Below are 26,708 nucleotides of genomic sequence, written 5' to 3'. Positions count from 1 at the left end.
TCGCTGCCTATTGAACCACGAATTCAGTGAAATAGATGTTGTCCACACGCCCCTTGGTAATCAGGCTGTTGATCTTTTCGATGACCTGGTTTCGCAGGGCTATTTTACCGTCGGTGGTGCTGATCTCGTCATAGGTCTTGGTGGGCAGAATCGTCAGAATCGCATCCCGCACCTGGGGCAACCGGCTTTCGATGGTGACCACGGCATCCGGGTCGCTGAGCTCGAGGGCCATCGTCACGCGAAGATACCGTTTCCCTCCGTGATCCGACAGGTTCACAATCATGGTATCCAGGGAATACAGGGGGCCGATGGTATTCTCCTCTTCCTCGACGGGCATCTCCTCGATGGTCGACGGATCCGGCGGCACCTGCGAAATCTTGTTCCAGAGAATGAAAAAGCCTGCGCCCACCATGCCCATGAACAGGACCGCTACCGAAATGATGACAATCAACACTGTTTTCGACATCCTTCACCCTCCGCCGAATCGTTTATTCAATCCCGAGACTACCTGTTGAACAGCTCAGTTGCATGAGTAGAAAGCATGTTGCATGCCACTCGGCTTTTTATCTTCGGTGAATTTCCAGAATCGCGGAATAGCGGCCCCATGGGGACCGTATGGGGTGACCGGCGCGCATCGCGCTGGAGGACAAGGCACAGGAAGGTATCCGAACCGGGCGTCAATATCGGCGGATAAGAGTCAAGGCTTTGACAGCCGGAGCGCTGCCGGAGAGACAGCCGATCCGCATTTTCCGGCGGGACAGTTCAGAAAGGTCCGGCGGCTGTGAACCAATGCCTTCAAAGGCCCTTTGTCCACAGCCACCGGGAAAACAGGGGGTCACCTACCGTTTGATATTCAGCAACTCGGACAGAATCTCGTCACTGGTGGTAATGACTTTGGAATTGGCCTGGAAGGCCCGCTGGGTGGTGATCATCTCGACAAACTCCGTGCCCAGGTCCACGTTGGACATTTCCAGGGTGCTGGGGGCGACCGACCCCAGCCCGGCGGTATTGGGCGGTCCCACCAGCGGCTGGCCCGAAGACAGAGACTCCGCATACAGGTTGCTGCCCTGTTTGGCCAGGCCGGCATAGCTGGCAAAGTCCGCCAGGGAGAGCTGGGCGAACGGAATCATGGACCCGTTGGAGTATATTCCGGTAAAATAGCCGTCCTCATCCACGGCCACGGTCTGAAGACTGCCCGAGGGGTATCCGTCCTGGCTCTGGGCGGTCTTTGTCGATTCGCCGCTGTAACCGGTGATGCTGCCGTCGGATGCGCCTGCATCCAGGTAGGTCCAGGTGATCCCCAGATCATTCGCACCGCCCAGGCCCGTCACGTCGATGACCGGGTCGGCATAAACGGCACCGGTGCCGGGATCGTAGAAAGAGGCCGCCGGATCCAGATTCCCATCCGAATCAAACTCGATATGACCGGTTGTCGCCGAGGCGCCCACGTCGGGGTTCACAACCCAATCCCAACCAGGAGAATTACGAGTAAAAACGATATCCAGGATGACTTCCGACCCCAATGAGTCGTAGGTGGTGATGGAACTGGTAAAGGTGTCGCCAACTGCTGCATCATTGCTCAGGTTCAAGCCGAAGGCGATATTGCTGGTCGGGTTGGGGTCGCTGGTGCCGTTGGGAAGGACGATGTCTCCGATACTGCCGCGCACCCCGTCAGGGTCGATGGGGATCCCCTGGACCAGGAATCCATCGGGCGTGACCAGATTCCCTTCGCTGTTCCAGTCGAATTTGCCGGCCCGGGTATAGTAGGGCGTTCCACTGTTCGGGTCGGCGACGATAAACATGCCGGACCCATTGACGGATAAATCCGTAGCGCTGTTGGTGTTTTCCAGGGAGCCGGATTCCCACTGGGGGTTGACACTGTTCATGAAGACGCCCCGTCCGATCTGAACGTTGGTCTGGCTGAGCGAGGAGCTGAAAATGTTGGCGAAAGAGACCCGGGACGATTTGAATCCGGTGGTGTCGACATTGGCAATGTTGTCACCGATGACCGCCATGGCGCTGGTGTTGGCCTTCAATCCTGAAATTCCTGAATACAATGAACCGATCATGGTTGTTCTCCTTTTCTGACGGTATTAGCTTTGGCTGTTTTCTTCACTGGGCGTTTCTTCGATGCGAATCACCGAGGAGATGGGAATTTCCCGGTCATTCATCAGCAGTTTCGTGGCACCTGATTTGTAATCGATACCGGTGACGGTACCGGTCGTATAGCTGGTTGAATGGACGACATCGCCATTGGTGTTCATCGCCATCACCGTAAAGGTATAGATGCCATCCTCAACGACGGCACCGGTTGAATCCTCTCCATCCCAGGCCATCTGCTGTTCACCGGCCGGCAGGGCGCCCGCCTGGATATCGGTCACGAAATCCCCGTAGCCGTCGTAGACCTGGACATAAACACTTTCTGCGCCATTGGCCAGATCAAACCGGATGGGATCCGGGGTGCCGTCATTGACGGCGATCATGCTGCCTGCGGCGGTGACCGTCTTGCCGATGAACCCGGATGACTCGATGTTGTTCAAAGTGGATTGATAGACTTCAAATCCATTCAGCGTGGCATCGATGTTTTGTAATTGCTCCAGGGAACTGAACTGGGCAAGCTGGGCCGTGAATTCGGTGCTCTCCGATGGATTCAAAGGGTCCTGGTGCTGCAACTGGGCCACCAGCAGGGTGAGAAAATCCTCTTTTCCCATCACGCTGTTGTCCTGTGTCTGTGGTGTGCTGGCCTGGCTGTATACATCGGATACACTCATGACCGTCATTGTCCGTCACCTCCGAATACGTTTGGTATAACTGCGATGCTTCCATTACCTGGGTTCAGGCGAAATAATTCACCCCGTCGCCTTCGGGCCGGTCATCCGGATCATCGTCGGCGTCGTTGCCGCCCCGGGGTCTCCCCTTTTCCGGGTTCTGGTCCTGTTCCTGTCGCCGGCCATCGTTGAAGGAATTGTTCCTGGACATCTGGGAAAACGGATCGCGGCCGGGCTGCTGATCCGCATCCGAGTTGACCATCACTTCGAATTTGTCGATGGTCAGCCCCTGGTGTTGAAGTTCCGCCTTCAGGTGATGCAGGTGGGATTCGATGATGTCCTTGACCACCGGCTGATCCGTTGTGATACGCACCACCACCTGTTCTTTGTCCGTGGCGATATTCATCTGTACGTTACCTAAAAAATCAGGCTTTAATCGAATCCGGACCTCGGAACGCCCGTGAATGGAATGCAGGGATGCTTTCTCGACAATTTGATCCATCACCGAACTCTGAAACGTTCCGGCCCCCGATGCTTCCGGCCGTGACAATGGGGATGCCTGGCCGCTTCTGGCTGTTGATCCCGCAGTGGTCGATGCCTCCACGGTCACGGCCCTGGCAGTGTCCTGAAAAGCGGTGTCCGTTTTGATGGGTTCAGCGCCGGATCCTTTCACGGAATCCAGGGAGGGACTTTTTTGCAGTTCGGCATCTCTGACCTCGGCAAAGGCCATTTTCCGCGTCTGCCTGCGTTCCCCGCGGCCCTGAAAATTGGCCGTATCATCCTCGGATGAAGCCGTTTTTTCATCCGCGACGATCCCGGAGATGGATTCAGACGCCCGGGTGTTGCCCCCATGGGGCTGCCCGGGTGCGGGGCCGGGCTCGAGGGTTTTTTCAGCGACTCCCAATCCGGCGGACGGGCGCTGCGAAACAACCTGGCCGGGGCTGACGTTTTCTGACGGTCGCTGTTGCCGCGCCTGTCCAGTGCTGGTCTTTTCGATTTCCCGGGCCGGTCCGACCGGTTTGAATGAAGATGGATCGTCCTCCTTGCCCGCCCTTGCCGTGAGGACGTCTTGCGGGTCCGTCTTTTCAACCGGCATGTCCTGCCGGGCGCCCTTTTCCATGGGCCCCTGGCCCTTCATTTCCAGACTTGAGAAAGGGTCTCTGGCCGGCGATTCCATGCCCTTTTCATGTTGAGAGCGTTTGCCGATGGTGTCCATTTGCTTTCTGGACGGGTCCACAACCGATTGATTGTGGCCGCCGGCATGTATTTCTTTTTTCAGGACCTGGTCCACTCGAGGCGCCGGCCAGACTTGGCGGGAACGCTCATCTTCGGACTGGCTGCCATCCTGCCCCCCATTGTTGCCATCTGATACGGCAGCTGGCATCATGGCCTGCCCCTCTTGCAACCCGTTCCCGTCGAGGGACCGGGACTCATGCTCAGGAGCCGGCGGCTGTTCCGTTAATTCGGCAAAGGGAGCCGGCAAGGAATCGGGCGCGGACAGATCGGCTTCCGCGTTTTCCATCTCAAGATCCACTGCGCCATCGCCATCCGGGGCTGCCAGGGTATTGTCATCCACCAGTTTTTTTACCCATTGCGGAAAAGCGCCGGAAGCGTCTTGGGAACTGGCGAACGGATCCTGATGGTCGGCACCCCCTTTTGCGGCGGCGATGGGGGTGCCGGGTTTTCCTCCAACCGAGGGTGCGGAAAAGGGGTTGGCCTGCAAAAGCCCGCTGAATGGAATCACTGGCCGCCTCCATTTTCTTCTATTTGTTTACGGACAAACTGATTGACCGCAATTTCATCGATGAATTTCATTTCTTTTTCCAGAACCATCTGGTTGAACCTGTCGTGTTCCTGATCCTTCAGCTTTTCAAGAATCTGGCGTTTCTTCATGGCTTCGAGCAATTCATCCTGCTTTTTGGCTTCCGTTTTCCTGCTCTCGCAAACGACGGTCTTCTGGGTGCGCATATGGTCTGAAAGCCGTTTGAGATAAGCATGGTAAGCGACCACCTGAGCACTGGAAAGCCCCTTTTCCTGTTCCAGCTTCAATGCGGCGTGTGTCTCCATCTCTTTTCTCTTCAGCGACTCCAGTTTTTGCTGTTCCGTCACGACCTGCTGCCTGATCCGGGCATGTTCCTTTTTCAGATTGTCTTCGATAAACTGTCGATGATCTAAAACCGTTTGCAGTTTGAACGTGTACATGTGCCCCTGTATTTCCTGGTCGCGTCCTGGAAGACCGGACCGGCGTTGGGATCCAAAAAATGCAATCGTAATGCCAATTGCCGCGAACCAGCCTATCTATTCGTTATGACATTTAATTTTTCCAAATCCGGCTGATTTCCAGTTTGCCTGACGCCACCTTGAGCCGGCAGGATTTACCGCCGCTGGCGATTTTTTCCTGGTCCGGGAGGAGGCGCTGCCGTCGATGGCGGGGACGATCCCTGCAGCCTCTTCCGCCATCGGCCAACCGGGCGCTGTGTTTGACCGGACCGTCATTACCCCATCATGGATTTCATCACATCGATACTTTCCTCAAAGTTCATCTCTTCGTGGATTCCCTGTCGGAGATAGCGATTGATCGGGTCGATCATCCTGATGGCCTCGTCGATCTTTGGGTTGCTGCCGGCCGCATAGGCACCGATGTTGATGAGGTCTTCGGCCTTGCGGAAGGTGGCCAGCACTTCCTTGATCCGGCCGGCATGATGTTTGTGTTCCAGATCGGTGATGTCTTCCATCACGCGGCTGATGCTTTTGAGGATATCGATAGCCGGGTAGTGGTTCTGGTTGGCCAGATCCCGGGTAAGCACAATGTGACCGTCAAGAATGGAGCGTGCCGCATCGGCGATGGGCTCGTTCATGTCATCGCCCTCCACCAGGACGGTGTACAGTCCGGTAATGGTTCCCCGGTGCGATGAGGTGCCGGCCCGCTCCAGCAGTTTGGGAAGCATGGAAAACACGGAGGGGGTGTACCCCTTGGTCGTGGGGGGTTCACCCAGAGACAGGCCGATCTCGCGCTGGGCCATGGCCAGTCGGGTCACCGAATCCATCATCAGGTTGACATGGCTGCCCTGGTCCCTGAAATATTCGGCAATGGCGGTGGCGATAAATCCCCCGCGCAGCCGTACCAGGGGCAGATGGTCCGAGGTGGCGACAACGACAACGGATTTTTTCAGCCCTTCCTCTCCAAGGTCCTTCTGGATAAATTCATTGAGTTCCCTGCCCCGCTCACCGATCAGGGCGATGACATTCACCTCGGCGGAAGTGCGGCGGGCGATCATTCCCAGCAATACGCTTTTACCGACACCGGAACCGGCAAAAATACCCATCCGCTGGCCGCAACCCACCGTCAGCAGGCCGTTAATGGCACGGATCCCCAGGTCCAGCGGTTGCTGAATACGGTTTCTCAGCAGGGGGTTCACCGGATTGGCATATATCGGATACGCATCATCGACCTCGATCGGGCCTTTGCCGTCGATTGGATTGCCCAATCCGTCGATCACCCGCCCAAGCAGGGCCTTTCCCACCCCCACATGCGCCGTTTCTTTGCGCGCCGTAACCTTGCATCCGGGGCCAAGGCTGCGGATATCTTCCAGGGGCATCAGCAGCACCGAGTCTTCTTTGAAGCCCAGCACCTCGGCACTCACCGTGCCGACGCCGCCTTCGGTGGTAATATCGCACACACATCCGATCTGGGAGGCCGGACCGCTGGCTTCGATGACCAGCCCGACGATCTTCTGTACGCGTCCGTTGGCTTTTATGGGCATCACCCCATTGACCAGGTCATGATATTTGGCGGTGGAAAATGGAAGGAACATGGTGTCTGTCTCAGCCTTCTGCAGGGCGTTTGGGAAGGTTTTCGGTCAGCAATGCGTCAATGATCTTTATCTGTTGATCGATTCTGGCATCCACATCGCCGAGCTTGGTTTCAATAATGCAGCCTCCCCGGCGAATGTTTTCATCGGCGTCGAGGCGGAGATCGGCGCTGACGTCGTCATCCGGCAGTAATTCGTGCTGAAAGGCCTTGACGGCATCGATATCTTCAGGGTTCAGTTTCAAGGTTAAATAACGTGGATCGGACACCTTCTCCATTGCCGTTTTCACCACATGGGCGATCACCGCACCCTGGTCGCTTTCGTGACCGATGATTCTCCTGGCAATCGCAAGGGCAAGCCGGACCGTTTCCGTTTCCATGCGTTCCACGTCCTGCTGCCGTGCCCGCACCAGAGCAGCCACCGCTTCTTTGAGCGCAGCCGTTGCACGATCGACGTTTTCCCGGTTGGCGGCAATCGCCGCCGCCTTGCCCTGATCGAGACCGTTGTTGAACGCTTCTTCGACCAGATGCTGAATCTGCTCCGGATCCTGAACCTCCTCATGCGGCGATGGGCGGTCATTGTCGGGGCCGTGCGTCCCGCTTACGAAATGCCCGGTGGCCGGTGGGGCTGCAGCCCCTTTTTCCGAGTCGCATGGAATTTCAGGAAAATAGTATAATCCGCACGTATCAACCGATGAGACTTGCGTGTCCTTGGGTGCGTTAGCCAACAAACTCCTCCCCTCCCCGTCCGCTGATGACCAGCTCGCCCTTTCGTTCCATGTCCTGGACGATTTTGGTTATTTTCTGCTGCGCATCGGTGACTTCCTTGATCCTTACAGCGCCGGACACTTCCATTTCCTCTTTGAGTATTTCGGCCGCCCGTTCGGACATATTGCGAAAGATTTTCTCTTTGACTTCGTCTGCCGCCGCTTTAAGTGCAACCGCCAGTTCCTGGGATTCTACAGAACGAAGCACCTTTTGCAGCCCCCGGTCATCCACGAGAATGATGTCGTCGAAAATGAACATGTTCTGCCGGATCTCTTCAGCCATATCGGGATCGTTTTCCTCGATGTCCTCGATAATCTGTTCCGCAGAAGTGCCATCGATCATATTCAGGATTTCAGCCAGACGCGGCACGCCACCGGCTTTTTGAGTCGTGGACGTCTCTTTGTTGGAAAGAATTTCTTCAAACGCGTGGTCAATCTCTTCCAGCATGCCGGAGGCCACCTTATCCAGATTGGCAATACGATAGGCCACATCGGGTTTCAACTCATCAGGCAAAAGTCCCATCACTTCACTGGCAATGTGGGGCTGCAGATGGGCGATGATCAGGGATATGGTTTGGGGATGTTCATTTTGAATCAGCTGGATCAGCAAATCCGGAGGAATGGCCTGTATGGCCTTGAGGTTGTTTTCCCGCCGGTTATCGATGTCGTCGCCAGCGGATTCGTCCCCTTGATCCTTGTCCTTGTTCTCGATCTGTTTGGGCGGCGCCGCTTTTTCGAGGAATTCCTTGGCCACACTTTCAACCAGCGCGGGAGAAACGGAATGCAGCTTGGTTTGGAGTTTGAAAATCAAATTTCGTTCGGCTTTGCTGAGCTGATCGATCACCGGTGAGATGACGTCCCAGCCCAAAGCATGGACAAGAATGGCCGCTTTTAATGATCCGATGAGATTTCTGGGGTCCATGGTCTGGGTTCCGGGTTCTGGGTTCTGGATTCCGGGTTCGCAACCTAAATTTTCAGGCTTGGCGCTTATCGCTGCATGCCTTCACTACGTCTCTTTGAGCCACGCTTTCATCAGCTGGGTGGAGCCGGATCGATTTTCGTTGATCAGGTTTTCGATCTGACGCGTGTAGCTGTTCTCTTTTTCAGATTCCGCATATCGCCGCTCCAGCTCCTTGAGCGTCTGCGGAAGTTGCTCCAGCATCTGGATTTCCTCGATGGGCGTGGACGTCAGCCATCGGGCCAGGGGCTTGATGATCATCAGGAAGGACATGAGGAAAAAGAGCGCCGCCGCGGCATATTTGATCAATGTCTGATGGGTCTTGATGGCGTCCATCCATCCGGCCGGCGCCGGTTCAGATGGCATTTCGGAGGGCACCGCCACTTCAAAGGGGATATTGACCACTTCGATTTTATCGCCTCTCGATGCATCGAAATCAACGGCGCTTTTGACGATATTCTCAAGCTTGGCCATCTCTTCCGTGCTTCTGGAAACGTATTGGGCCTGCTCCCCTTCGGCGCCCTCTTCAGGCTCCTGGTACGTGCCATCGACGACCACTGCCACCGACAGCCGCTGGATGCTGCCGATGGGCATGATCTGTCGATTGGTCAGTTTCCCGACTTCGTAGTTTTTGGTAAACTGCTGCTTCTGATTGTTCCGGGGGCCGCCGGCTGCCGCCGTGGCCGCATTGCCGGGAACGACGTTGGCCTGGAGGCCGGGGATGCCGGCGGCGCCTGCCGCCGAATCGTTTGAAACCGAACTGGATGCCTGTTCGCTTCGGATCACCGAGTTGTCCGGAAGGAACAGTTCTTCCGTTTTCTCCTGCTGGGTGAAGTTGAGCAGGCAGGATACGCGCACAATGGCCTTATCCAGGCCGAGAACACTCTCCAGCATGGTCTTGACCCGATTTTCCAGGAGGCGCTCCTTTTTTTCCTGAAAAGCCAGCTGGTTCGACGTAATCTGGCTGACCGTTGATTTCTCCTTGAATCCGGCCAGCATTTTACCGCTGTTGTCTATAATGGTGACATCCTCCGGCTTCAACCGGGAGACACTGGAAGAAATCAGATGGACGATTCCCTGAATCTGCTCCTTGCTCAGATACTTGCCGCGCCTCAACTTGAGGATTACGGATGCGGTGGCCGCCTCTTCTTCTTCGATAAACAGGGATCTGGCGGGCATGACGATGTGCACCCGGGAGCTTTCCACTTCCATCAGGGTGTTGATGGTCCGACTCAGTTCTCCCTGAATGGCCCGCTGATAATTCACATTCTGGACAAACTCGGTCATGCCCAGCTTGGTATCGTCAAAAACCTCGAACCCGATCCCGGTGCCGCGCGGCAATCCCTGTGAGGCCAGTTCCAGCCGTGTTTCATATATTTTTTCATAAGGGATGCGCACCCCGGTGCCATCCATGGTGAGCTGGTAAGGGATTTGTTTGTCTTTCAGCATACCGACGATTTCTGCAGCATCTTCGGGCGCCAGGTTACTGTACAACGGGTGCATGTCACCGGTTTCGGACCAGGTGAGCAAAAATGCAAGTCCGGCGATGGTGCCGCCGACCAGGATGGCCATGGCGACCAGTTTGCCGGTCGAAATTCCCCTGAAAGCCAGTTTTAACTGCTGAGGCAAAGTGGATAATGAAAAGGCCATCGCTGCTCCTCAAATCGTTGACTAAATGGACATTCGCCGGATTTCATCGTAAGCGGAAATCAGTTTGTTGCGGACCTGCATCACCAGTTCGAAAGAGATTTCGGCTTTTTGCATGGCGATCATGGTGTTGTGAATATCCTGATTCCTGCCGGTGGCCAGATCGCCGACGGATTCATCCGCATCCAGCATCTGCCGGTTCACGTCAGCAAGGGATCGTTGAACGAAGTCGCTGAACGGTGCGGTCGATGCCTCGGCGGACTTGTTATCGGGAGCATTGGCCGACGGCAGGACAGTCTGCAGTTTTGAAATCGTCAGATCGTTCATGAGCTTTTCCCTATCTCCAGGGCGAGACTGGCCATGTCCTTGGTGGCACGAACCGCCGTTGCATTGGCCTCGAAGCTTCTGCTGGCCGAAATCATGTTGACCATCTCCTCAACGATGTTGACATTGGGCAGCTGGATGTACCCGTTTTCATCGGCATCCGGGTGGCCGGGATCATATTTTTGCACGAAGGGTTTATTGTCTTCGACGATACGTGACACTTTGACGCCGCCTCCCGCTTCATCGACCTGCTCATCGAGCACGGCCTGGAAGCCGCCTTCCTGGACCGCTTCAAAAATGGCATCCCTGCGCTTATAGGGTTCCCCGGTTTCCGTCCGTGTCGTGTTTACATTGGCCATGTTGCTCGAGATCAGATTCATTCTGAGTCGCTGGGCGCTCAAACCGGTCGCACTGATAGCCAGACTGTCGAGAAAATTCATTTTATTTGGGTCCTCCTGTAATGACGGATTTCAATCCCCTGAGTTTGGATGCAACCAGTTGGGCGGACGCTTTGTACAGCAGGCTGTTTTTGGCCAGCGCCGTCATCTCGGCATCGATATCAACGCCATTGTGGTCTCCGCGGAAAAGCAGCGGGTCATCGGCACCGGACAGCACCGCATCCGGGGAGGCATCAGCTTCCTTGCGTCCCGGCAGGTGCAGTTCGTCGGTGCGTTTCATGGGGGAATAAGGCGCCGCTGTTGAATCCTTTTGAAGCGCTTCTTCAACGTTCAAGGCAAACGGCTTGTAATTGGGCGTGTCTGCATTGGCCACATTGTTGAGGATCAATTCATGTTTACGGGCCCTCAGGTCCAGTGACCGGGATAAGGTATCGATCGTACCGCTGAATAAATTGACTGGATGGTTGTCCATGATAAGCTCCTCTTCATCGTCTCATTTTCAAGCTGAGCAATTTATATACCATCACATGATGCCGATTGCCTTTCTTTCATCACAGAGGCATCGGTTGGCCTTGTGTGCCATCAGGAGCGCGGGTCCGCACGGCGATGGGGAAGAATCAGGCGATGAAGGCATTGTCATGCTCCGGGCGGATCCATCTCCCCGCGATACTCATTCAACTTATTTCGAAGGGTCCGGATACTGATGCCCAGCATTTTCGCCGCGTGGGTCCGGTTTTCCTTAACGGCATCCAACGTGTTGAAAATCAACTCTTTTTCCATTTCCCGAACGGTCATACCTGCCGCCAAAGAAGGCGGACTGGACGCAGGAAGAACGGTTTCATCCAGGATCAGGTCCTCCGGCATGAGTTCTTTCCCGCTGCCGATTAACACACCGCGCTCTATGGTGTTTTCCAACTCGCGAACATTTCCCGGCCAGGGTTGCGCCACCAACCGGCTCATGGCCCGGTCGGAGATACCTTCCATCGCCTTCTGATTCTGGCTGCAAAAGCGTTTGAGAAAATAGTCGGCAAGCAGGGGAATGTCGTTTTTCCGTTCCCGAAGCGGTGGAATCGTCAAAGGAATGACGTTCAGCCGGTAAAAAAGATCTTCCCGGAAACTGCCGGATGAAACCGCCTTTTTCATATTCTGGTTGCTGATGGCAACAACCCGGGCTTCAATTTCGATACTCCGGTTGCCGCCGATCCTCATAATCTCCCGTTCCTGAATGGCCCGCAGCAGCTTGGCCTGAAGCGGCAGTGCCATTTCAGTGACTTCATCCAGGACCAGCGTTCCATTGCCGGCGCTTTCAAATTTGCCGATTTTTCTTGATATGGCGCCGGTGAACGCCCCTTTTTCATGTCCGAACAATTCACTTTCCGCCAGGTGTTCAGGCAAAGCCGCACAATTGATGGCCATATAAGGTTCATTCCGGCGGCTGCTGTTGGCGTGGATGAATGCAGCCAGCATTTCCTTGCCCGTTCCGCTTTCCCCCGTAACCATGATGGTGGCCGTGCTGGGAGCGACTTTTCTGGCCATCCCGAGCAAATTGAGAAACGCCTTGTCCCGGGTAATGATTGCTTTGGATGCGTGCCGCCTGACAGGGCCGCGATCACAGGACGCGAGACATTTGCGGACCGACTTTCCGAAGGCGTTCTCAATCAGTTCCGGTTCAAAAGGATCGATGATAAATTCTGAGGCGCCGGCACGCATCGCATCAATCACATCCTGCGCGGTGCCTGCGGCCGAGCCGACCAGGATGTCCATGGCGGGAAAGTGGCCCTTCACCTGTTCGGTCAGTTCCACTCCGGAGATATCGTCCAGATGCAAATCGGCATACAGAATCTGAAAATGCCGACGATGGAGAATTTCTAACGCCTTTTTTGCAGACGAGCAGGATTCGAACTGCAGACGGGTGTTTTTCTCGAGCACACCGCATAACCGTCGGCACAGATCCGAATCGTTGACAACCAGCAGGGCGGAAATCGTTTTCATCGCGTTTCTTTGCATCCAACCAAAAGGGAACCGGGAGCGGCATAGACTGTCTCGCTCGACCATGACGTCTCTCGAGTCTGCAAATTGGTTGCCATGAGAATTAACGCAGTTGCAAACAAACTTACGTCAACAATAACTACTTATATTTTTTAAAAATACGCGTATTATAAAGTGAGGGACAGACTAATGGCTGACTGTGGTGGGAAAGAAAAAATGTCAAACCAATGGAACGGCGTCACCCGTTTGACATCAGGATGCAGAGCAGATTGGGCAATGATTGCGCGATGCGCTGCCATCACCGGGAACGGTGGCTCAGCGGGAAAGGGATGTCCGGTTCGTGCAGTCGAACCAGACGCGTCGCTTCACGATTGGGGCAGTTGTCGATTTCCAGATCGCTGGAGGGGGCGTCCGGATGATGCCGGATGAACAGGTAATAACCGGTTCATGCCCATGACACCGATCAGGCACATTTTTGCAGTTCGTATCGCTTAATTTTTTCAACGAGGGTGGTCCGTTTGACATGAAGCAGCTTGGCGGCTCTGTTCTTCACCCATTTGGTTTTTTCCAGGGACTGGTAAATCAGGCGTTTTTCGAATTCACTGACGGCCGTATTCAGGCAGAGGCCATCGCTGGTAATTTCCGGGGCCGCAAAGCAGGCATTGTGTGTTTCCTGTCTCATTTTTGGAGGCAGGTCATGGATATCGATCTCCCCGTCACCTTTGATGACCACCAGGCGTTCCATCAGATTTGCCAGTTCCCTAACATTTCCGGGCCATGCATGCCGCATCATGACATCCAGTGCTTCGTCGGAGATCCCATTCACCCGTGTTTTTTTCCCTCGATTGAGGCCATTCATAAAATGGGCGACAAAATGGGGAATATCCGACCGCCGGTCTCTGAGTGCCGGGAGTTTGATGGGAATGACAAAAAGGCGGTAAAACAGGTCCTCCCTGAAATTGCCCTTCTGCACTTCCTCTTCCAGATCCCGGTGCGTGGCGGCGACAATCCGGACATTGACCTTTATTGTCTTGCAGCCGCCGACCGGCTCGAAGCAGCGTTCTTCAAGTACCTTCAAAATCTTCACCTGAAGGTCCTGGCTCATATCACCGATCTCATCAAGAAAAATGGTTCCGCCGTCGGCGGCCTCGAATTTGCCGACTTTGTTGGCCGTGGCGCCGGTAAACGCCCCCTTGATGTGGCCGAACAGTTCGCTTTCCAGCAGGTTTTCCGGAATGGCACCGCAATTGATCGACACGAAGGGCTCTTCGCGTCGGTATGACCGCTTGTGGATGGCATGGGCAATCAAGCCCTTGCCCGTCCCGGTCTCACCATTTATCAGTATCGTGCTGTCGCTGTCCGCGACCCGTTCGACCAGTCTAAAAATTTCCTGCATCTGACTGCTTTCACCAACAATTCCTTTAAAGGCCTCATTCCCGTTTGATGATGGAGCAGAATCCTCAACAGCACCAGCCAAACCGTTACCATCGATCATTGCTGAGTTTTGCACTTAGAAACCTCCTGCTTCTGAAATTTTTATTTTAAAGGAATTATCGGATGCTTTCCTTATAGCAATTATGTTGCCGGAATCGGCCGATTCAGTCATCTTTCTTGAAATCCAGCGATCAATGTATGCTGCCCATCGATTGATTACACCATATCTTGACCGCCGGCAGGGTTACCATCTTACCGGTTGTATGACCGGAAACAAAAAAAAATCACGACGCAAGGTTGCCTGCCGGATCGATTCCGCCTGTTTTTGCACCAGCCGGATTTTGCCATGCCTTTATTTTGCATATTGCAAATACTAACGATTGTATAAATTTTCCCCCTTCATGCCCCCTTCTGAAAAATTACCATTTCCGGATCAAAGCGAACCACTGCCCGGTCAAACGTTTTTTCCCCTTGCCCCCCCCTGACACATCGGGTTCGAATACAGAAAAATCCAGGTCGATCGCCTTTTTTGCATTTTGCAATTTTTTGCATTTTGCAAGCAACCACTTCGATCCCCAATCTGCATGGCTGGATCCTTCGTTTTTTTTCCTAAAGTAAAACCAATACAGAACGATAATAGGGTTGTAAGGCGCAAATAAAGTTGAAGGGAGGTCTGAGCATACCTTATTAAAAGATGCGCCTGCGAAACCACATAACGGCAAGAATGCCGGACCCAACCCTAGAAAAGGAGAAACACCATGGCTATCGCATTAACCGCAGGAATGAGAGCAAACCTGACCAGTCTGCAGAACACCACGTCATTGATGGAGAACACCCAGAAGAAATTGTCCAGCGGCAAGAAAGTCAACACGGCCCTGGACGATCCGGTCAACTTCTTCAAAGCCAAGGACCACAATGACCGGGCCCGCGACCTGTCCGCCAAAAAAGACGGCATGAAGGAAGCCATCAAAACCATCGAAGCGGCCAACACGGGTATCGAGTCCATGTACGACATGCTGGACCAGATGAAGTCACTGGCCTCTGCGGCCAAGACCTCCGACAACACCAGCGATCTGAAAACCCAGTTCGACGCCATCCGCGGTCAGGTTCAAAATTTGGCTGAAGACTCCAAATACGGCGGCAAGAACCTGCTCGGCAACGATGCGCTGCAGGTGGAATTTGACGAAAATGGCAGCAACAAACTGTCCGTTCAGGGTATTGACGCCAAGTCACAGCTCGGTGAAATCAGAACGGCCAGCACCACCAAGACCATCGCCGCCGCGAACTTTGACACATCAGGCGGTATGGAAAGCGCCATCGTGGAGATCGACTCTGCGGTCAAGACCCTTAGAACCGAAGCGCAGAAGCTGGCATCGAGCCTCTCCACCATCTCCATCCGTGAAGATTTTACCAACAACATGATCAACACCCTGAACACCGGTGCCGACCAGCTGACCCTGGCCGACATGAACGAAGAAGGCGCCAACATGCTGATGCTCCAGACGCGTCAGCAGCTGGGTACCACCTCCCTGTCCATGTCATCCCAGGCAGCGCAGGCGGTTTTGAGGTTGTTCTAATCCTGACTTTACAACAACGCACCGATAGTCAACGCGAGGGAGGGGGTAACCTCTCCCTCGTTTACCTTGCAGTGAACAGGCTATGCGGCGTTTCCGTTTACGTGTCTTTTGATTTTACTTTCATACTGGAAGGCGCATGATGAAAATAGCGGGCATAACAAACAGCCAACCGCAGGCGCTATCGAAAGATCCGATTCGACATGACCTCCATGACGCGGCAGCCGACCGGAAGCCTGGCAAAACGGTCGACGCCGACCGTTTCAAGGATGACGGCATCAACCTGAAAACCGCATCTGCCGGTTATGCGCTCCGGAAACTCAAAACGGTAGACTCGGTAATGAACAGTGCGGCTAAAAGCATCCGCACCGCCGATGAGGCGATGAAAAACATTGGTGCACGAATTGCACAGATGAAATCGTCGCTTTCGGAAATCATGAAACAGTACCCGCCCTTTCCCCCGGGAAGCGAAGAACGGGTGGCCATACTGAAAAGCTTTTCCGCATTGCGACATCAGATCGACAGGCTCTCATTCCCGCCGGAGGACAGCGGGGCCCAACGCATATTGTCCGCTTCGGGAAATGATGAGCATCCGCTGCAGAAGGTGAATCTTGGTTTTACCCTTATGGAAATCAATGTTCACCGGCTCCCGATCGACCCGGGCCCGGACGGGCTCGACATTCCGGATCTGCCGGCAGATGCCACCGATGAGCAGATTAGCAACACCTTGGACTTGCTCAATGGCGCCCAGACGATTCTGGACCGCAAACGCGACCTGTTGACCCAGGATGCCAACCGCATCACGCAGATGCAATAGGCGCTGACGCCACAAAACACATACGGTTTTCAAAATGGCACTTAAAATTTCTCTGAAACCCGGCGAACGCATCGTCATCGGCGGCGCCGTCGTCACCAATGGCTCCTCCAAAACCGAGTTATTCTTTGAAAACAAGGTCCCCATCCTCAGGGACAAGGACATCATGAACGAATCGGACGCCTATTCCCCGGCCCGCCGCATATACTTCGTCGTCCAGCTGATGTACATCGATGAGAACCATCTGACCCTGCACCACAAGAATTACTGGAAATTCGTGAATGAATTTATCAAGGCGGCGCCCAGTTCACTCACGATTGTTGACCAGATGAATGATCAGATCCTGAAGTGCCAGTATTATGCGGCGCTCAAAACAGCCAAAAGCTTGATTGACTATGAACAGGAGGTTATCTCACGTGTATCCTAACCCGTTGCAAGCCTATCAGAGCATCGAGAAAGAGACCATATCCGGGCGGGAAACCGAGGCCCGTGTGCTCACCGAAGCCGCCTTGAAGTTGAACTATTGTCGGGAGCACTGGGATGACGTTGACCGGAAAGACAGGCTGGATGAAGCCTTGAATTACAATCAACGGGTGTGGAGCATCATTCAGGGTGAACTCCTGGATGAAAAAAACCAACTGCCGAAGGAACTTCGGGAAAGTCTCTTGAGTCTGAGTGCCTTTATCGACAAGCGCATCTTCAATATCATGGCCTATCCTGAGCCTGACAAGCTGGCCATTGTCATCAACATCAATCTCAACATTGCCGCCGGCCTGCGCAGCACTCCCGGCACCGGCGCCCAACCGGCAGCAGCCGTTCAAAATATTCGCGCCGTATAACTGCTGCGGCAAAATTTTTTCCATCAAAAAAAGGGAGCCTGCCGGCCCCCTTTTTTGTTTTTTATCCGTCCCCCGCCCTGCTTCGATTACATCTTCAACGGATGCATGACAGAGCGATTGTATCCTATTTTGGCCCTTCAGATCCCAGCTGGCCTCCCCATAAGCGGAAGACAGCCGGCGCCGGATCAACGCCTCACCCAGGTCACGCCGGCGTCATAACACCGCTGCCGGTCGAGCGTCAGGCGACAGCCGCAAGCAGCGCCGCCTCCCGATCCGACCTTCCGGCCGTCCTCATCTCCGCTGCGTGCCGGGCCACAAATTCCCGGCTGTCGAACCCCATGCGCGCCACCCGATTAAGATAGTCCTTGCCCTTTTCTTTCTGGCCGCCCGTACAATAGGCCACCCCGAGATTGCCCATTGCCATGGGGTGGTCAGGAAACCGCTGGAGGAACCTTTCCAGAATTTGAATTGATTGTTCAACATCGCCGGTCCGCAATTCGCAAAGTGACAGGTTCAGGGAGGCTTCTTTCAAGTCCGGATCGATTTCAAGGGCCTTCAGCGATGCAGCCCTTGCGTTTCTGTACTGGCCCAGCTGGATATAAGCGTATCCCAGATTAAAGTAGGCTTTGGCATACCCGGGATCGGCTGCCAATACTTTTGACCACAGGGCAATGGCGTTTTCAAAATCTCCGGTTTCGCCCGCCTGGATAGCATGTTCGACCAACGCATCCTGACTTCCCTCTGTTAGCAGTTTCGTCTTCCCGAGTTGATAATAGGCCCGTTTTTTTCGTGCGGTGCGGTCGGCATCCAGGTCGCCGAAGTGGTGGATCGGTATTTCCGACGGCAAGACCGCTATCGCCGAACGTTCCAGGCTCTCGTCCACTTTTTCATGGACGGCATTCTCGAAACGAACGGATGGCAGGTTGGGAAACAGCCTGACCTTGGTGCTGGGATACCACCCGGTGCCCGCCTCTTCGGTGTACGCGCCGTCATTCGCCTGCCACCCTTCGACCCCCACGTCGTTCACATAGTTGCGGGTGGCAAATGAAAAGGAACGCATGCGGTTGTCCTTGGCGCCCACCAACCGCTTGATCGCTTCATGGTCTCTGGGCGAAACCTGTTCGTCTGCATCCAGAACGAAAATCCAATCACCGCAGGCCATGGAAAGCGCCCGGTTCCTGGCATCAGCGAAATTGCCGTTCCAAACGAAATCATAGACGGTGGCCCCGAAAATTCGCGCGATGTCCCGGGTATGATCGCCGGACCCCGTGTCCACGACAATCATTTCGTCAGCGATCCCTTTTGCACTCAAAAGGGCGCCGGCCAGATTGTTTTCTTCATCTTTGACAATCATGCACAACGAAATACGTTGGTGCTCGGGGGCCCTGTTCAAGTCCGATTTGCCGATCTTGTTTCTGATGTTAACTGCGGGCCCCAAAATACCGTCTCCGACACCGAATGTGGCAATCGCACGTTCAATTTGCGCCATCGCGTCTTGGAATTTTTGCTGTTGGATAAGGATGTCGATATAAAAATAGTTCAATTTCTTATGATCCGGATTCTGCCCCAACGCCTTTCGGAAATGGGGTTCCGCAGCCTGGCAGTCCCCTGACGCGGAAACCGCCGTGTGATAGTCGGTCAGGACCTGGAGATCGCATGGCGTTTTCAAAAATGCCTTTTCCAACAGAATCAGGCCGCGGGCGGCATCCCCGTTTTCGATGTGCATCAATCCACTGTTCGCATACGCCGGACCATAGGCCGCGTCCTGATGGATGGCCTGTCTGAAGCACGCCATGGCAGCGTCCGGATCGCCATCCCGGTGAGCGACGAGCCCCTTGAGCGTTAAAAGGCAGGCGGATCGATGGCCGTTTAAAAATGCCTTGTCCAGCACGTTTCGGGCCTCCGCATATCGCCCGGCTCTTTCAAGCGCGGTGGCACTCAATTCCAAGGCACGACGATCCCACTTTCCCGCCCGGTTTTGCTTCACCACCGTGAGGACCTCATCGTACTGCTCCGTGTCGAGCAAAATATCACAAAGTAGATCATACAGGATCCTGGCGCCCGGGTTTTGTTTAATCGCCCTGGATAATATGGTCGTGGCCAGGTCGTACTCCTCTTTTCGCCGATGGCATTGCACCCGTTGGATGAGTTTTTCCGGCATTGGTTCATCCGGATCCGCGCCCATGGAATTACCAGCGGGCCTGTGTTCAACCAGGGAGGCGGACATGCCGAACCGACGCCGTATAATTTGCGCGTCTTCGTGTGCCTGCCGGTAAAGGGCCAATAAACGCCGGTTTTCCTTTTGCTGTAATTCGCGGTTGCGATGTTCGATGCTCTGCGGGGAGTTCAAATACAATCCCAGCTGCACCGGCAAGTGAAGGAACCGGTGACTCTGGGATATCCGCAACCAGAATTCAAAGTCTCCGGAGGTTATGTAAGATTCATCGAAGAACCCATACTCATCATGAACGGATTTGCGCCACATGGGCTGCGGACCGATAAAACATCTGCCTTCCAGCAGGGATTGCCTGTCGAAATCCCGCCAGTGGTAGCTGCCTGAAGGCGTGCATTGGTCGAAGGTCTCATTCTCCTGTTCCGTAATGATCACATCTGCGTAGACCAATGCAATTTCAGGCAGGGCGTCCATCACGTTTGCCATGACTTCAAAAGCATCCCTGCGATGGCGGTCATCGGTGTTGGCATTGGTGATGTACTTGCCTTTGGCAACCCGGATGGCCCTGTTCCACGCCTGGTATACCGGTTCCCGATGCCCGGTCTTCAGATAGGTTATGTTTGGGTATCGTTCCTGGTACGCCCTGACAATGTCTTCCTCATTTTGCTGCGAGCCGCTATTGACGACCACAATTTCCAATTGATCCGAGATCGTCTGTGATTCCAGATCGTCAAGGCATCCGCGAATGAATTTTTCCGAGTTGTACGCCGATACGATGGCGCTGACCCGGCAAGGCTTGCGTCCGCCTGCCGTGCTTCGCCTGCGACGGACAGGCCCGGAGGGCGCTTCCGGCCTGGGGGGGGCAGGTCTGGAATTTCTCAGCGAAATGCCTTCCGTCAACGCTTCCAGCAGTCGATCGGTAGTGTGTTCCCAGGTATAACTGCTTCTGACGGTTTCAAGTCCCTGTTTCTGGATACGCCTGCGCAGGTCAGGGTCGTGTGCAAGCAATTTGACGGCATCGGCGATCCTGTTCGCGCGTCCGGGAGGCACCACGATGGCATTGAATCCATCCAGCAGGTAGTCGCTGGCGCCGACGTTCGTGGAAATCACGGCGCAACCGCACGCCATGGCTTCCAGCGGAGGCAGGGGAAGTCCTTCAAAGTGGCTGGCATGAACGAAAACATCCATCTTCCCCAAAAGGGCCGCAAATTCTTTCTGGGGCAAAGGCGGATGGTATTCATGGGGGATGCCCCCCATATCAACCGGTGCACCCATTACATAGGCATTCACGTTTATGCCATTGTCATGAACGGTCTGCAGGGCCTCAATGATCTCGTGACCACCCCGGAACCGGTGTTCACGGCTGAGAAACATGACCTTCAACTGCCCACCTTCCTTGTCATCAGGCTTGAACAGGGACGTATCCACCCCCCCCGGCACCAGTGGCGTCAACACCTTTCTTCTGTATATCAGATCGAGGATCATTTTGACGTAGGTGGATACGGCAAAATACTGGAGATTGTCATACCGGTAGGATGCCTCGGACATGATGCGCCATTCGTCCGCGCGTCCGGTCAGTTCGGGAAACTTCGGTTCATACGAATGAACCCAGTAAAATTTACCGGCGGCATTGGAACGCGACACGATCTCGGCCGTCGGCGAATAGGGGCTGATGGCAATCCCATCGAATTTATGGAATTCCGATACCGGCAGGATCGGAAAATCGGTGTCCAGCCATTCACATCTCAGGTCGGGGTTGGTGACATAGCAGGATGCCTGGTAACCTCTTCTTGAAAGGCGGTTCAGGACTTCAACGATACACCGCACGCCCCCCGATACATAATTCAGGGTTTCGGTAACGATGGCGATGGGCAGGTTTACGGGCTGAAGTATTTTTTGACCGACTGCAGCCTCTGTGCGCCGGGTCGATTCAGGATTTTTGGTCTTCCCATGGAAAACATCGGCATCGGCATTCAGTTGACGGATCGTTTCTGCGATCTTCCGCCAGTGATCGAGGTCTGCGGAGGCTTCATAAATCCACTGAAGACCAATGGTTTTTTTCATTTTGTGCGCATCGTGTACATGAGCCAGAAGGTTTTTACTGGAATTAAAAAAAGGAGGCTGGCATAAATCCAGTGCCAGGTCTCCATGATCCAGTTTGTCCATGTTATACTTAACAGTTTCCGCCCCGCCCATAACGGTCTTGAACCCCAGCCTGTTCAACGCATCCAGCACAAACTGATTGTACACATTGAACGGTGCGATAAATGTATCCACCTTGAATTCGGAAAGGATATCCACCCCTCGAGACAGTTTTTCGAACACCGTGGTTTGATCGTCCTGTGCAAATTCACCACCAGCGGATTGATGGTCTTGAATCGCATACCAATTCGCGGAGAAATCATGCCATCCATGACTGAATCCCATCATGGCGATCTCACAATATTTCAGTGATCTTAAAAAATGAATGTCGGATGTGCGATTGATCAAAGCTGGAGAAACGCCAAGCACAAAAGGGATCTGGCATTTTTCCAAAGGCTCGATAAAACGATAGAGCCGTTCCCGGGGATCAAACGAACGGGTTTCGAGTAAATGATGAAAGATGATCAGGTCCCCGTGCGGGTAGTGGTCTATTCGGACTTTCAAGGCCGAGTCTCCTTGGGTCATTGTAATTTTTACAGGATTGAGAGATTAAATCACAGCAAGATAAAATTGCGGTCTCCGTCCTGCTACCGATAGAAATTGTAACGCCCTTCACGCTTCTCCGGCACCCCATCCTCCGTGAACCGATACGGGATTAACCTGTCCTGAAAAAAAAACTGTTCCCCTCCGTGGCATCAAAAAAAGCGAACCCTTTTTGCTGCATGAACTGCGTCAAGCCGTCTCTCTCCATCGAGTGTTCCACACAAACCAATTTCACCCGATAGTTTTCCCAATCCATTGAACGAAGCACTTGCATATCTGTTCCCTCACAGTCCACGGACATAAAATCGATCTCTCGGGGAGAATTTAATTCCTGGAGAACATTTCGGATTGGTTTCGTCTGGATTTTTATCGGCGGAAGATATTTATCGCCATGCCTGGCAATGGCCCTGTCTCTGAAATTTTCAGACAGCGTAGATACCTGTGCGTGTTTATCTTTGCCATACATGAAAAATGGCCGGATTTCCTCCTTCTCTGCAATCGCATAGGGACAGATGGAGATGTCCGGTTGATCATCGTATAAAAGGGCCAATCTTTTGACAAATTCAGGGTGAGGTTCCACCAGAATGCCACGCCAGTCATAATATTTGATGAGGTACCTCGAATTTGAATATCGAACGCCATCAGCAGCCCCGATATCCACCAGAAAGCCTCTTTTCTTGTTTTTAAAGTATCTCCAGAGGACAACCTCTTCTCCATATTGTGCAGTGAAAATCCTGGCCGGCAAATCGTTTTTTTTATATTGTCGAACATTGACGCCATCATCGTTATGGGTCGATGAAATCAACTCAATCTTCTCAAGTATGGTCCTGGCCCGGTTGACGTAGGTATGATGAGCTTTGACATGATCGTATCCATTTCCTGCTATTGTTTCGAAATGCTCAGGATTCGAGACGACCTGACCGATGAGATGGTCCAAATCGGCTTTGTTTCGATAGCACAAGAGATGCCGGTCCAAATCGAATAGATGGGGCAGGTCCGGGGAATAATTGGTCAGCAGGAGCGTACGGCACCCCATGGTCTCAAAAGTTCGGTAGTTGATATCGATCGATACATTCAGATTCCAATGGGTTTGATAGGAATTCACTGCCCTGACCATGTCGGCACCGATGACCATGCGATCATGGCGAAGACCGTATCGCTTTTTCAGGTAGTCGATCCACTCCCCGCGGTTGACGACATTTCCACAAAACCCGAGTGGAATGGTTTTCGGGACGCTGACCAATCTATCAATCAAAAAACTGTCGTATGCATTGGGCAGCCACAGGCTCTCACCCGCAGCGGCCTTGAAATCTTCCACGAAGCAGCTTGTCGCATTGAAGACCCAATCGAAGCGGTTCTTTTTTGCAAAGGCAACATATCGCTCCGGTCCCATGTGGGCGTCAATGCACCAGAAGACCGTGGGCACCCTGACACGGGACAGGTCCGGGTGCCAGCCGTCATCGTAGTTTTCCAGTGAGATGACGGCATCATAATCCTCGACGATACGTTCGAAGGGAATGGAAAAACGTGCATGGCCTTTTCCCCAGACATCGGCCCCCACATGAAATGTTTCCATGGCACGCTTCAGTGAAAAGCACTCACGGAAGTCACGATTGCGCGCGTGGTGCCCGTTTTCTTGAATGATCAGGACTTTTTTTGAAAGGTTCCGACCCATATGGATTTATCCCCTTAAGCTTAACCGCCGGCAGCAGGATAGGGTTGAGAGCATCCTTTTCTTTCTTCAGTCGCCGGTTGTCCGGTTTCACGGCCAAGACTGCGGGTAATGCCAGGCAGCACTGCAACCGTCTTTTTGTTGGCAACGCAGGGCGGCCGGTCGCTCTGCCTAATCGGGGCGGTGGAAAGCATTTCCTCCAGCCAGTCCCGGCACCATTCAGATCGCCGCTCATGTTCATCCTTCGACACGAACACGTCGGCAGTGTGCATCAACATCAATTCATCCCGGTATCGTTGGATGCCCTTGAATCCCGTGATCGTCGGCTCTTTTTGTAAATCGCCGATCTGAGAGACAGCGCCTTCTCATCGCCGGGAAATACAGCCAGATACTCGAGCAGGGACATACGCGCCGTTTCAATATCATCTTTGGACAGCGCATCGGCGGCCTGCTCCCGCAAGGCATCGATCCGCCTGGTTACCGTTCTGTTCAGGGAATCGATTTCGGTCTTCCCCCCCCCTGTTGACATCGCCCGATCGATGGCTTTTGCTGCCGGTTTCCACAGGTTGAAACGGACATACATACCGATCAACCCCCTCCAGGCGGTTACATCTGCCGGCCACCTGCGAACGTGTTGCAGATAGCAGGCTTCCGCCTTCTGGACTTCTTTCATTCCGGCCAGGAATCCGGCGGTATCCAATGCGTTCATCGTTGACCCGGGCCGTGAAGAAAAGTTTGCGGACATTTCTCTTGAATGGTGATCCATATATTCAAAAAATGGGCAAATCGATTTGAGATGCGTTTGAAAGGCGACTGCCGAGTTCTCATGGGAATCGAAAAAGGCGCGCCAGACGGATAGGGGTTTTCCATCGACCCACAGGGAAGCGGTTCCGCTGACCGGAGGAGAATCCTGGGTCCTGCGTCTCTCGGCCCTTCGAAAACCCTTCAATTGCGTCCCCCAAAGCAGATCCAGCATGTCCCGGTATTTACCGTTAAAGCGGTTGATAAACGCGTCGATGGTATCGCTTCGGCCAACAGGGGCCGCATCGCCATGACCGGCCGCACCATTGATCAAGCCCCTCCCCTGCCCGCATGCCATGATGAAGTCTTCCAGCGCGTCGCGCATATGGTGCAGTTCCCTGGCGATTTCCCCCCAATCCCGCACCGGTTTCCAGTCGATCCGGTTCAATCGTGAGGAGACGTCCAGGGAGCATGGCAGCAGGGTTTGGCAGACCTCTTGAAGGCTTTTTGACGTGGTTCCTGCAATCCGGGCACCTGTAAATGAGGTATTGATGAATTGTTCATGTCGACGGGTAATCACGCGTTCGAGTTGCACCCGGTAATTGTTCAAAGGGCGGTCGGTTTGGACCGGGCGCCCCGAAACACCCGCCACGGGGATAAAGGCCTCGGGTGAAAGCTGGTAGTGATGCATGGCATCGACGGCGTGGGATTGACCATCGGGGAAAGCCATATCCATGCCGACAAATACGATTGGGTCGGCGCCCAGTTCCATTGCGGAAAAGACGGCGGCATGGGTAACGGTAGCCATGGCGGGCAGTGCGCACTGCAGATCCCACCTGAGCCCCAGCCATCTGTTCAGGATGGGATTATTGATGGATACGGCCAGTTTTCGAGCGCCCAGAAACATTCGGACATTGTCCGGATTCGATTCTACGGCGTAGACCAGGATCGCATCCCGCAGGTCATCCAGGTAGGCGCGAAATTTTCTGATATTGATATCTCTGACGTCCGCAGTAACGACCATGTGCGGCCGGATGCCGGCTGAAACCAGTGCGGGGATGGCCGAATCGACGGCCATGATGACGGCCCGGTTCCCAATCGCTTTTAACCATGGTATGGCTGCATCCAGAGAGGGGCCGGCGGCTACGCATACGGCGGGCAGACCACGCAGTGCCCCCCTCACGCTGCCCAGCGTCTGGCCGGTAAATAGGGTCGGCAGATTTTGTACGGTGTTGGTGAAAATTTCAGGTCCCAGCTCTTTTACGGTATGCCATAGATCCCGGGTCGCGCCGAGGCACTGGAGGACATCCCTCTCAAGCCTTAGAAATGGCGCGCCAAATATTTTACGGGAGGCGGCATCACTGACAACGCGCTGTTTGCCCAGAAAAAGAGCCATCGCCATGCGATCGATCACATCGTCCACGCGAAAACCATCACCCACATGCAATTGAAGACCGTCGTAGGAGAGAAGGCGCCGTAAATCCATCAGATGCATCACTATCCTGAACATCGCCGGGGACCGCTCAAACACCACGATTCCGGGCCGCCCGTGGGACGGTTGCTTCTGGAAGGCGTCCACCGCCATAAGCGCCTGGTAGCCGAGTCCCAGGCCGAGGCAGATGAGGTAGTCGTTTCCAGCAAGGCGCCATTCCGCCATCGACGCCCTGGTTTGGCCCGGGATGTCATCCGTGTTGTACCACGGCAGACGCCCGAAGGTTCCTGAACAATCGATGTTGACATGCCCTTTGGCCGTCTTGAAAATGGTGGTTTCGAAGGGCAGCCGGCCGGCCTTGAGAATCTCGGCATAAACATCGGGAAACCGACGTTTCAGCATTTCGTTATTGTGTTGGAAAATGGCTGTGCTATTATTCGGATACATGTTCGTCCACGGCACCTGGAGATTTTTACTGCAGCTATTTCAGCAAAATTCGTGCCCGACGCTTAATTTTATAAATTCCCTTGGAAGCAGCGGATCTTCGCCGATTCGCAAGTTTTTACACCTGACTTTCGCTGTCAATTGTTTGGCGATTTTAAATTTCCCGGACGATAATTCAGCGATGCTTGTCGCCCTTTTGATGCGCAACCGGATTCATCGAAATGAGTTCTCAACTGTT

The 26,708-nt window shown here is 54.0% G+C and carries 22 protein-coding genes; 4 read left to right on the top strand and 18 right to left on the bottom strand.

What is annotated here, in order from left to right; translation table 11 throughout:
- Positions 1-7: 7 nt before the first annotated feature.
- From DSCA_RS03445 to DSCA_RS03380, 14 genes are all read right to left on the bottom strand, one after another.
- Positions 8-466 (bottom strand): flagellar basal body-associated FliL family protein, encoded by a 459-nt coding sequence (locus DSCA_RS03445; RefSeq protein ID WP_155315101.1) that lies wholly within the window; start codon positions 464-466, stop codon positions 8-10.
- Between the two features lie 373 nt (positions 467-839).
- On the bottom strand, positions 840-2,069 hold the full coding sequence (locus DSCA_RS03440) for a flagellar hook protein FlgE (protein ID WP_155315100.1): 1,230 nt from the start codon (positions 2,067-2,069) through the stop codon (positions 840-842).
- A 24-nt stretch (positions 2,070-2,093) separates the two neighbouring features.
- Complete coding sequence (locus DSCA_RS03435; protein WP_155315099.1) at positions 2,094-2,780, bottom strand: flagellar hook assembly protein FlgD; 687 nt, start codon at positions 2,778-2,780, stop codon at positions 2,094-2,096.
- Positions 2,781-2,835: 55 nt separating this feature from the next.
- A complete protein-coding gene (locus DSCA_RS03430; protein WP_155315098.1) occupies positions 2,836-4,512 on the bottom strand; it encodes a flagellar hook-length control protein FliK in 1,677 nt (558 codons plus the stop codon).
- The gene (gene fliJ / locus DSCA_RS03425; RefSeq protein WP_155315097.1) at positions 4,509-4,970 is read right to left on the bottom strand and encodes a flagellar export protein FliJ; all 462 of its coding nucleotides are present in this window, start codon (positions 4,968-4,970) and stop codon (positions 4,509-4,511) included. Before fliJ ends, DSCA_RS03430 begins: the two co-directional genes overlap by 4 nt.
- A gap of 293 nt (positions 4,971-5,263) precedes the next feature.
- Positions 5,264-6,583, bottom strand: coding sequence for a flagellar protein export ATPase FliI (gene fliI / locus DSCA_RS03420; RefSeq protein WP_155315096.1), 1,320 nt, complete (start codon positions 6,581-6,583; stop codon positions 5,264-5,266).
- A gap of 10 nt (positions 6,584-6,593) precedes the next feature.
- Complete coding sequence (locus tag DSCA_RS03415) at positions 6,594-7,307, bottom strand: FliH/SctL family protein (RefSeq protein ID WP_167527584.1); 714 nt, start codon at positions 7,305-7,307, stop codon at positions 6,594-6,596.
- On the bottom strand, positions 7,300-8,268 hold the full coding sequence (gene fliG / locus DSCA_RS03410; protein ID WP_155315094.1) for a flagellar motor switch protein FliG: 969 nt from the start codon (positions 8,266-8,268) through the stop codon (positions 7,300-7,302). Before fliG ends, DSCA_RS03415 begins: the two co-directional genes overlap by 8 nt.
- 84 nt (positions 8,269-8,352) lie before the next feature.
- Entirely contained in the window at positions 8,353-9,954 is a 1,602-nt protein-coding gene (gene fliF, locus DSCA_RS03405; protein ID WP_155315093.1) for a flagellar basal-body MS-ring/collar protein FliF, read from the bottom strand.
- 21 nt (positions 9,955-9,975) lie between these two features.
- A complete protein-coding gene (fliE, locus tag DSCA_RS03400; RefSeq protein ID WP_155315092.1) occupies positions 9,976-10,278 on the bottom strand; it encodes a flagellar hook-basal body complex protein FliE in 303 nt (100 codons plus the stop codon).
- Positions 10,275-10,715, bottom strand: coding sequence for a flagellar basal body rod protein FlgC (gene flgC / locus DSCA_RS03395; RefSeq protein ID WP_155315091.1), 441 nt, complete (start codon positions 10,713-10,715; stop codon positions 10,275-10,277). Before flgC ends, fliE begins: the two co-directional genes overlap by 4 nt.
- Before the next feature lies 1 nt (position 10,716).
- A complete protein-coding gene (flgB, locus tag DSCA_RS03390) occupies positions 10,717-11,145 on the bottom strand; it encodes a flagellar basal body rod protein FlgB (RefSeq protein WP_155315090.1) in 429 nt (142 codons plus the stop codon).
- 164 nt (positions 11,146-11,309) lie between these two features.
- Positions 11,310-12,665: a sigma-54-dependent transcriptional regulator gene (locus DSCA_RS03385; protein ID WP_167527583.1), complete on the bottom strand. Its 1,356-nt coding sequence runs from the start codon at positions 12,663-12,665 to the stop codon at positions 11,310-11,312.
- Between the two features lie 460 nt (positions 12,666-13,125).
- Positions 13,126-14,157: a sigma-54 interaction domain-containing protein gene (locus DSCA_RS03380; RefSeq protein ID WP_197904812.1), complete on the bottom strand. Its 1,032-nt coding sequence runs from the start codon at positions 14,155-14,157 to the stop codon at positions 13,126-13,128.
- A 697-nt stretch (positions 14,158-14,854) separates the two neighbouring features.
- Here DSCA_RS03380 and DSCA_RS03375 point away from each other — a divergent pair.
- The 4 genes from DSCA_RS03375 (at position 14,855) to flaF (ending at position 17,323) form a co-directional block, all read left to right on the top strand.
- The gene (locus DSCA_RS03375) at positions 14,855-15,673 is read left to right on the top strand and encodes a flagellin (protein ID WP_155315087.1); all 819 of its coding nucleotides are present in this window, start codon (positions 14,855-14,857) and stop codon (positions 15,671-15,673) included.
- A 136-nt stretch (positions 15,674-15,809) separates the two neighbouring features.
- Complete coding sequence (locus DSCA_RS03370) at positions 15,810-16,487, top strand: hypothetical protein (protein ID WP_155315086.1); 678 nt, start codon at positions 15,810-15,812, stop codon at positions 16,485-16,487.
- A gap of 34 nt (positions 16,488-16,521) precedes the next feature.
- Entirely contained in the window at positions 16,522-16,911 is a 390-nt protein-coding gene (locus tag DSCA_RS03365) for a flagellar biosynthesis repressor FlbT (RefSeq protein WP_155315085.1), read from the top strand.
- Positions 16,901-17,323 (top strand): flagellar biosynthesis regulator FlaF, encoded by a 423-nt coding sequence (gene flaF / locus DSCA_RS03360; RefSeq protein ID WP_197904733.1) that lies wholly within the window; start codon positions 16,901-16,903, stop codon positions 17,321-17,323. The genes DSCA_RS03365 and flaF overlap by 11 nt, the downstream gene beginning before the upstream one ends.
- Positions 17,324-17,561: 238 nt before the next feature.
- Here the strand turns inward: flaF and DSCA_RS03355 are convergent, their stop codons facing one another.
- The 4 genes from DSCA_RS03355 to DSCA_RS03340 all read right to left on the bottom strand — a co-directional run bounded on the left by DSCA_RS03355 (position 17,562) and on the right by DSCA_RS03340 (position 26,428).
- Entirely contained in the window at positions 17,562-22,142 is a 4,581-nt protein-coding gene (locus DSCA_RS03355) for a glycosyltransferase (RefSeq protein ID WP_167527581.1), read from the bottom strand.
- Positions 22,143-22,293: 151 nt separating this feature from the next.
- A complete protein-coding gene (locus DSCA_RS03350; protein ID WP_167527580.1) occupies positions 22,294-23,574 on the bottom strand; it encodes an FkbM family methyltransferase in 1,281 nt (426 codons plus the stop codon).
- Positions 23,575-23,876: 302 nt separating this feature from the next.
- Positions 23,877-24,131, bottom strand: a complete 255-nt coding sequence (locus tag DSCA_RS03345; protein WP_155315081.1) for a hypothetical protein — start codon at positions 24,129-24,131, stop codon at positions 23,877-23,879.
- Complete coding sequence (locus DSCA_RS03340) at positions 24,131-26,428, bottom strand: 6-hydroxymethylpterin diphosphokinase MptE-like protein (RefSeq protein ID WP_167527579.1); 2,298 nt, start codon at positions 26,426-26,428, stop codon at positions 24,131-24,133. Before DSCA_RS03340 ends, DSCA_RS03345 begins: the two co-directional genes overlap by 1 nt.
- Between the last annotated feature and the right edge of the window lie 280 nt (positions 26,429-26,708).

It is taken from the genome of Desulfosarcina alkanivorans, assembly GCF_009688945.1.
Taxonomy (GTDB): domain Bacteria; phylum Desulfobacterota; class Desulfobacteria; order Desulfobacterales; family Desulfosarcinaceae; genus Desulfosarcina; species Desulfosarcina alkanivorans.
This window is presented reverse-complemented; position numbering and strand designations above follow the sequence as displayed.

Coding starts and splice junctions, on each gene's coding strand:
- DSCA_RS03445 (WP_155315101.1), bottom strand. CDS start 466: ATGTCGAAAACAGTGTTGATTGTCATCATTTCGGTAGCGGTCCTGTTC.
- DSCA_RS03440 (WP_155315100.1), bottom strand. CDS start 2,069: ATGATCGGTTCATTGTATTCAGGAATTTCAGGATTGAAGGCCAACACC.
- DSCA_RS03435 (WP_155315099.1), bottom strand. CDS start 2,780: ATGACGGTCATGAGTGTATCCGATGTATACAGCCAGGCCAGCACACCA.
- fliJ (WP_155315097.1), bottom strand. CDS start 4,970: ATGTACACGTTCAAACTGCAAACGGTTTTAGATCATCGACAGTTTATC.
- fliI (WP_155315096.1), bottom strand. CDS start 6,583: ATGTTCCTTCCATTTTCCACCGCCAAATATCATGACCTGGTCAATGGG.
- fliG (WP_155315094.1), bottom strand. CDS start 8,268: ATGGACCCCAGAAATCTCATCGGATCATTAAAAGCGGCCATTCTTGTC.
- fliF (WP_155315093.1), bottom strand. CDS start 9,954: ATGGCCTTTTCATTATCCACTTTGCCTCAGCAGTTAAAACTGGCTTTC.
- fliE (WP_155315092.1), bottom strand. CDS start 10,278: ATGAACGATCTGACGATTTCAAAACTGCAGACTGTCCTGCCGTCGGCC.
- flgC (WP_155315091.1), bottom strand. CDS start 10,715: ATGAATTTTCTCGACAGTCTGGCTATCAGTGCGACCGGTTTGAGCGCC.
- flgB (WP_155315090.1), bottom strand. CDS start 11,145: ATGGACAACCATCCAGTCAATTTATTCAGCGGTACGATCGATACCTTA.
- DSCA_RS03385 (WP_167527583.1), bottom strand. CDS start 12,665: ATGAAAACGATTTCCGCCCTGCTGGTTGTCAACGATTCGGATCTGTGC.
- DSCA_RS03380 (WP_197904812.1), bottom strand. CDS start 14,157: ATGATCGATGGTAACGGTTTGGCTGGTGCTGTTGAGGATTCTGCTCCA.
- DSCA_RS03375 (WP_155315087.1), top strand. CDS start 14,855: ATGGCTATCGCATTAACCGCAGGAATGAGAGCAAACCTGACCAGTCTG.
- DSCA_RS03370 (WP_155315086.1), top strand. CDS start 15,810: ATGATGAAAATAGCGGGCATAACAAACAGCCAACCGCAGGCGCTATCG.
- DSCA_RS03365 (WP_155315085.1), top strand. CDS start 16,522: ATGGCACTTAAAATTTCTCTGAAACCCGGCGAACGCATCGTCATCGGC.
- DSCA_RS03350 (WP_167527580.1), bottom strand. CDS start 23,574: ATGGGACCGGAGCGATATGTTGCCTTTGCAAAAAAGAACCGCTTCGAT.
- DSCA_RS03345 (WP_155315081.1), bottom strand. CDS start 24,131: ATGTTGATGCACACTGCCGACGTGTTCGTGTCGAAGGATGAACATGAG.
- DSCA_RS03340 (WP_167527579.1), bottom strand. CDS start 26,428: ATGCTGAAACGTCGGTTTCCCGATGTTTATGCCGAGATTCTCAAGGCC.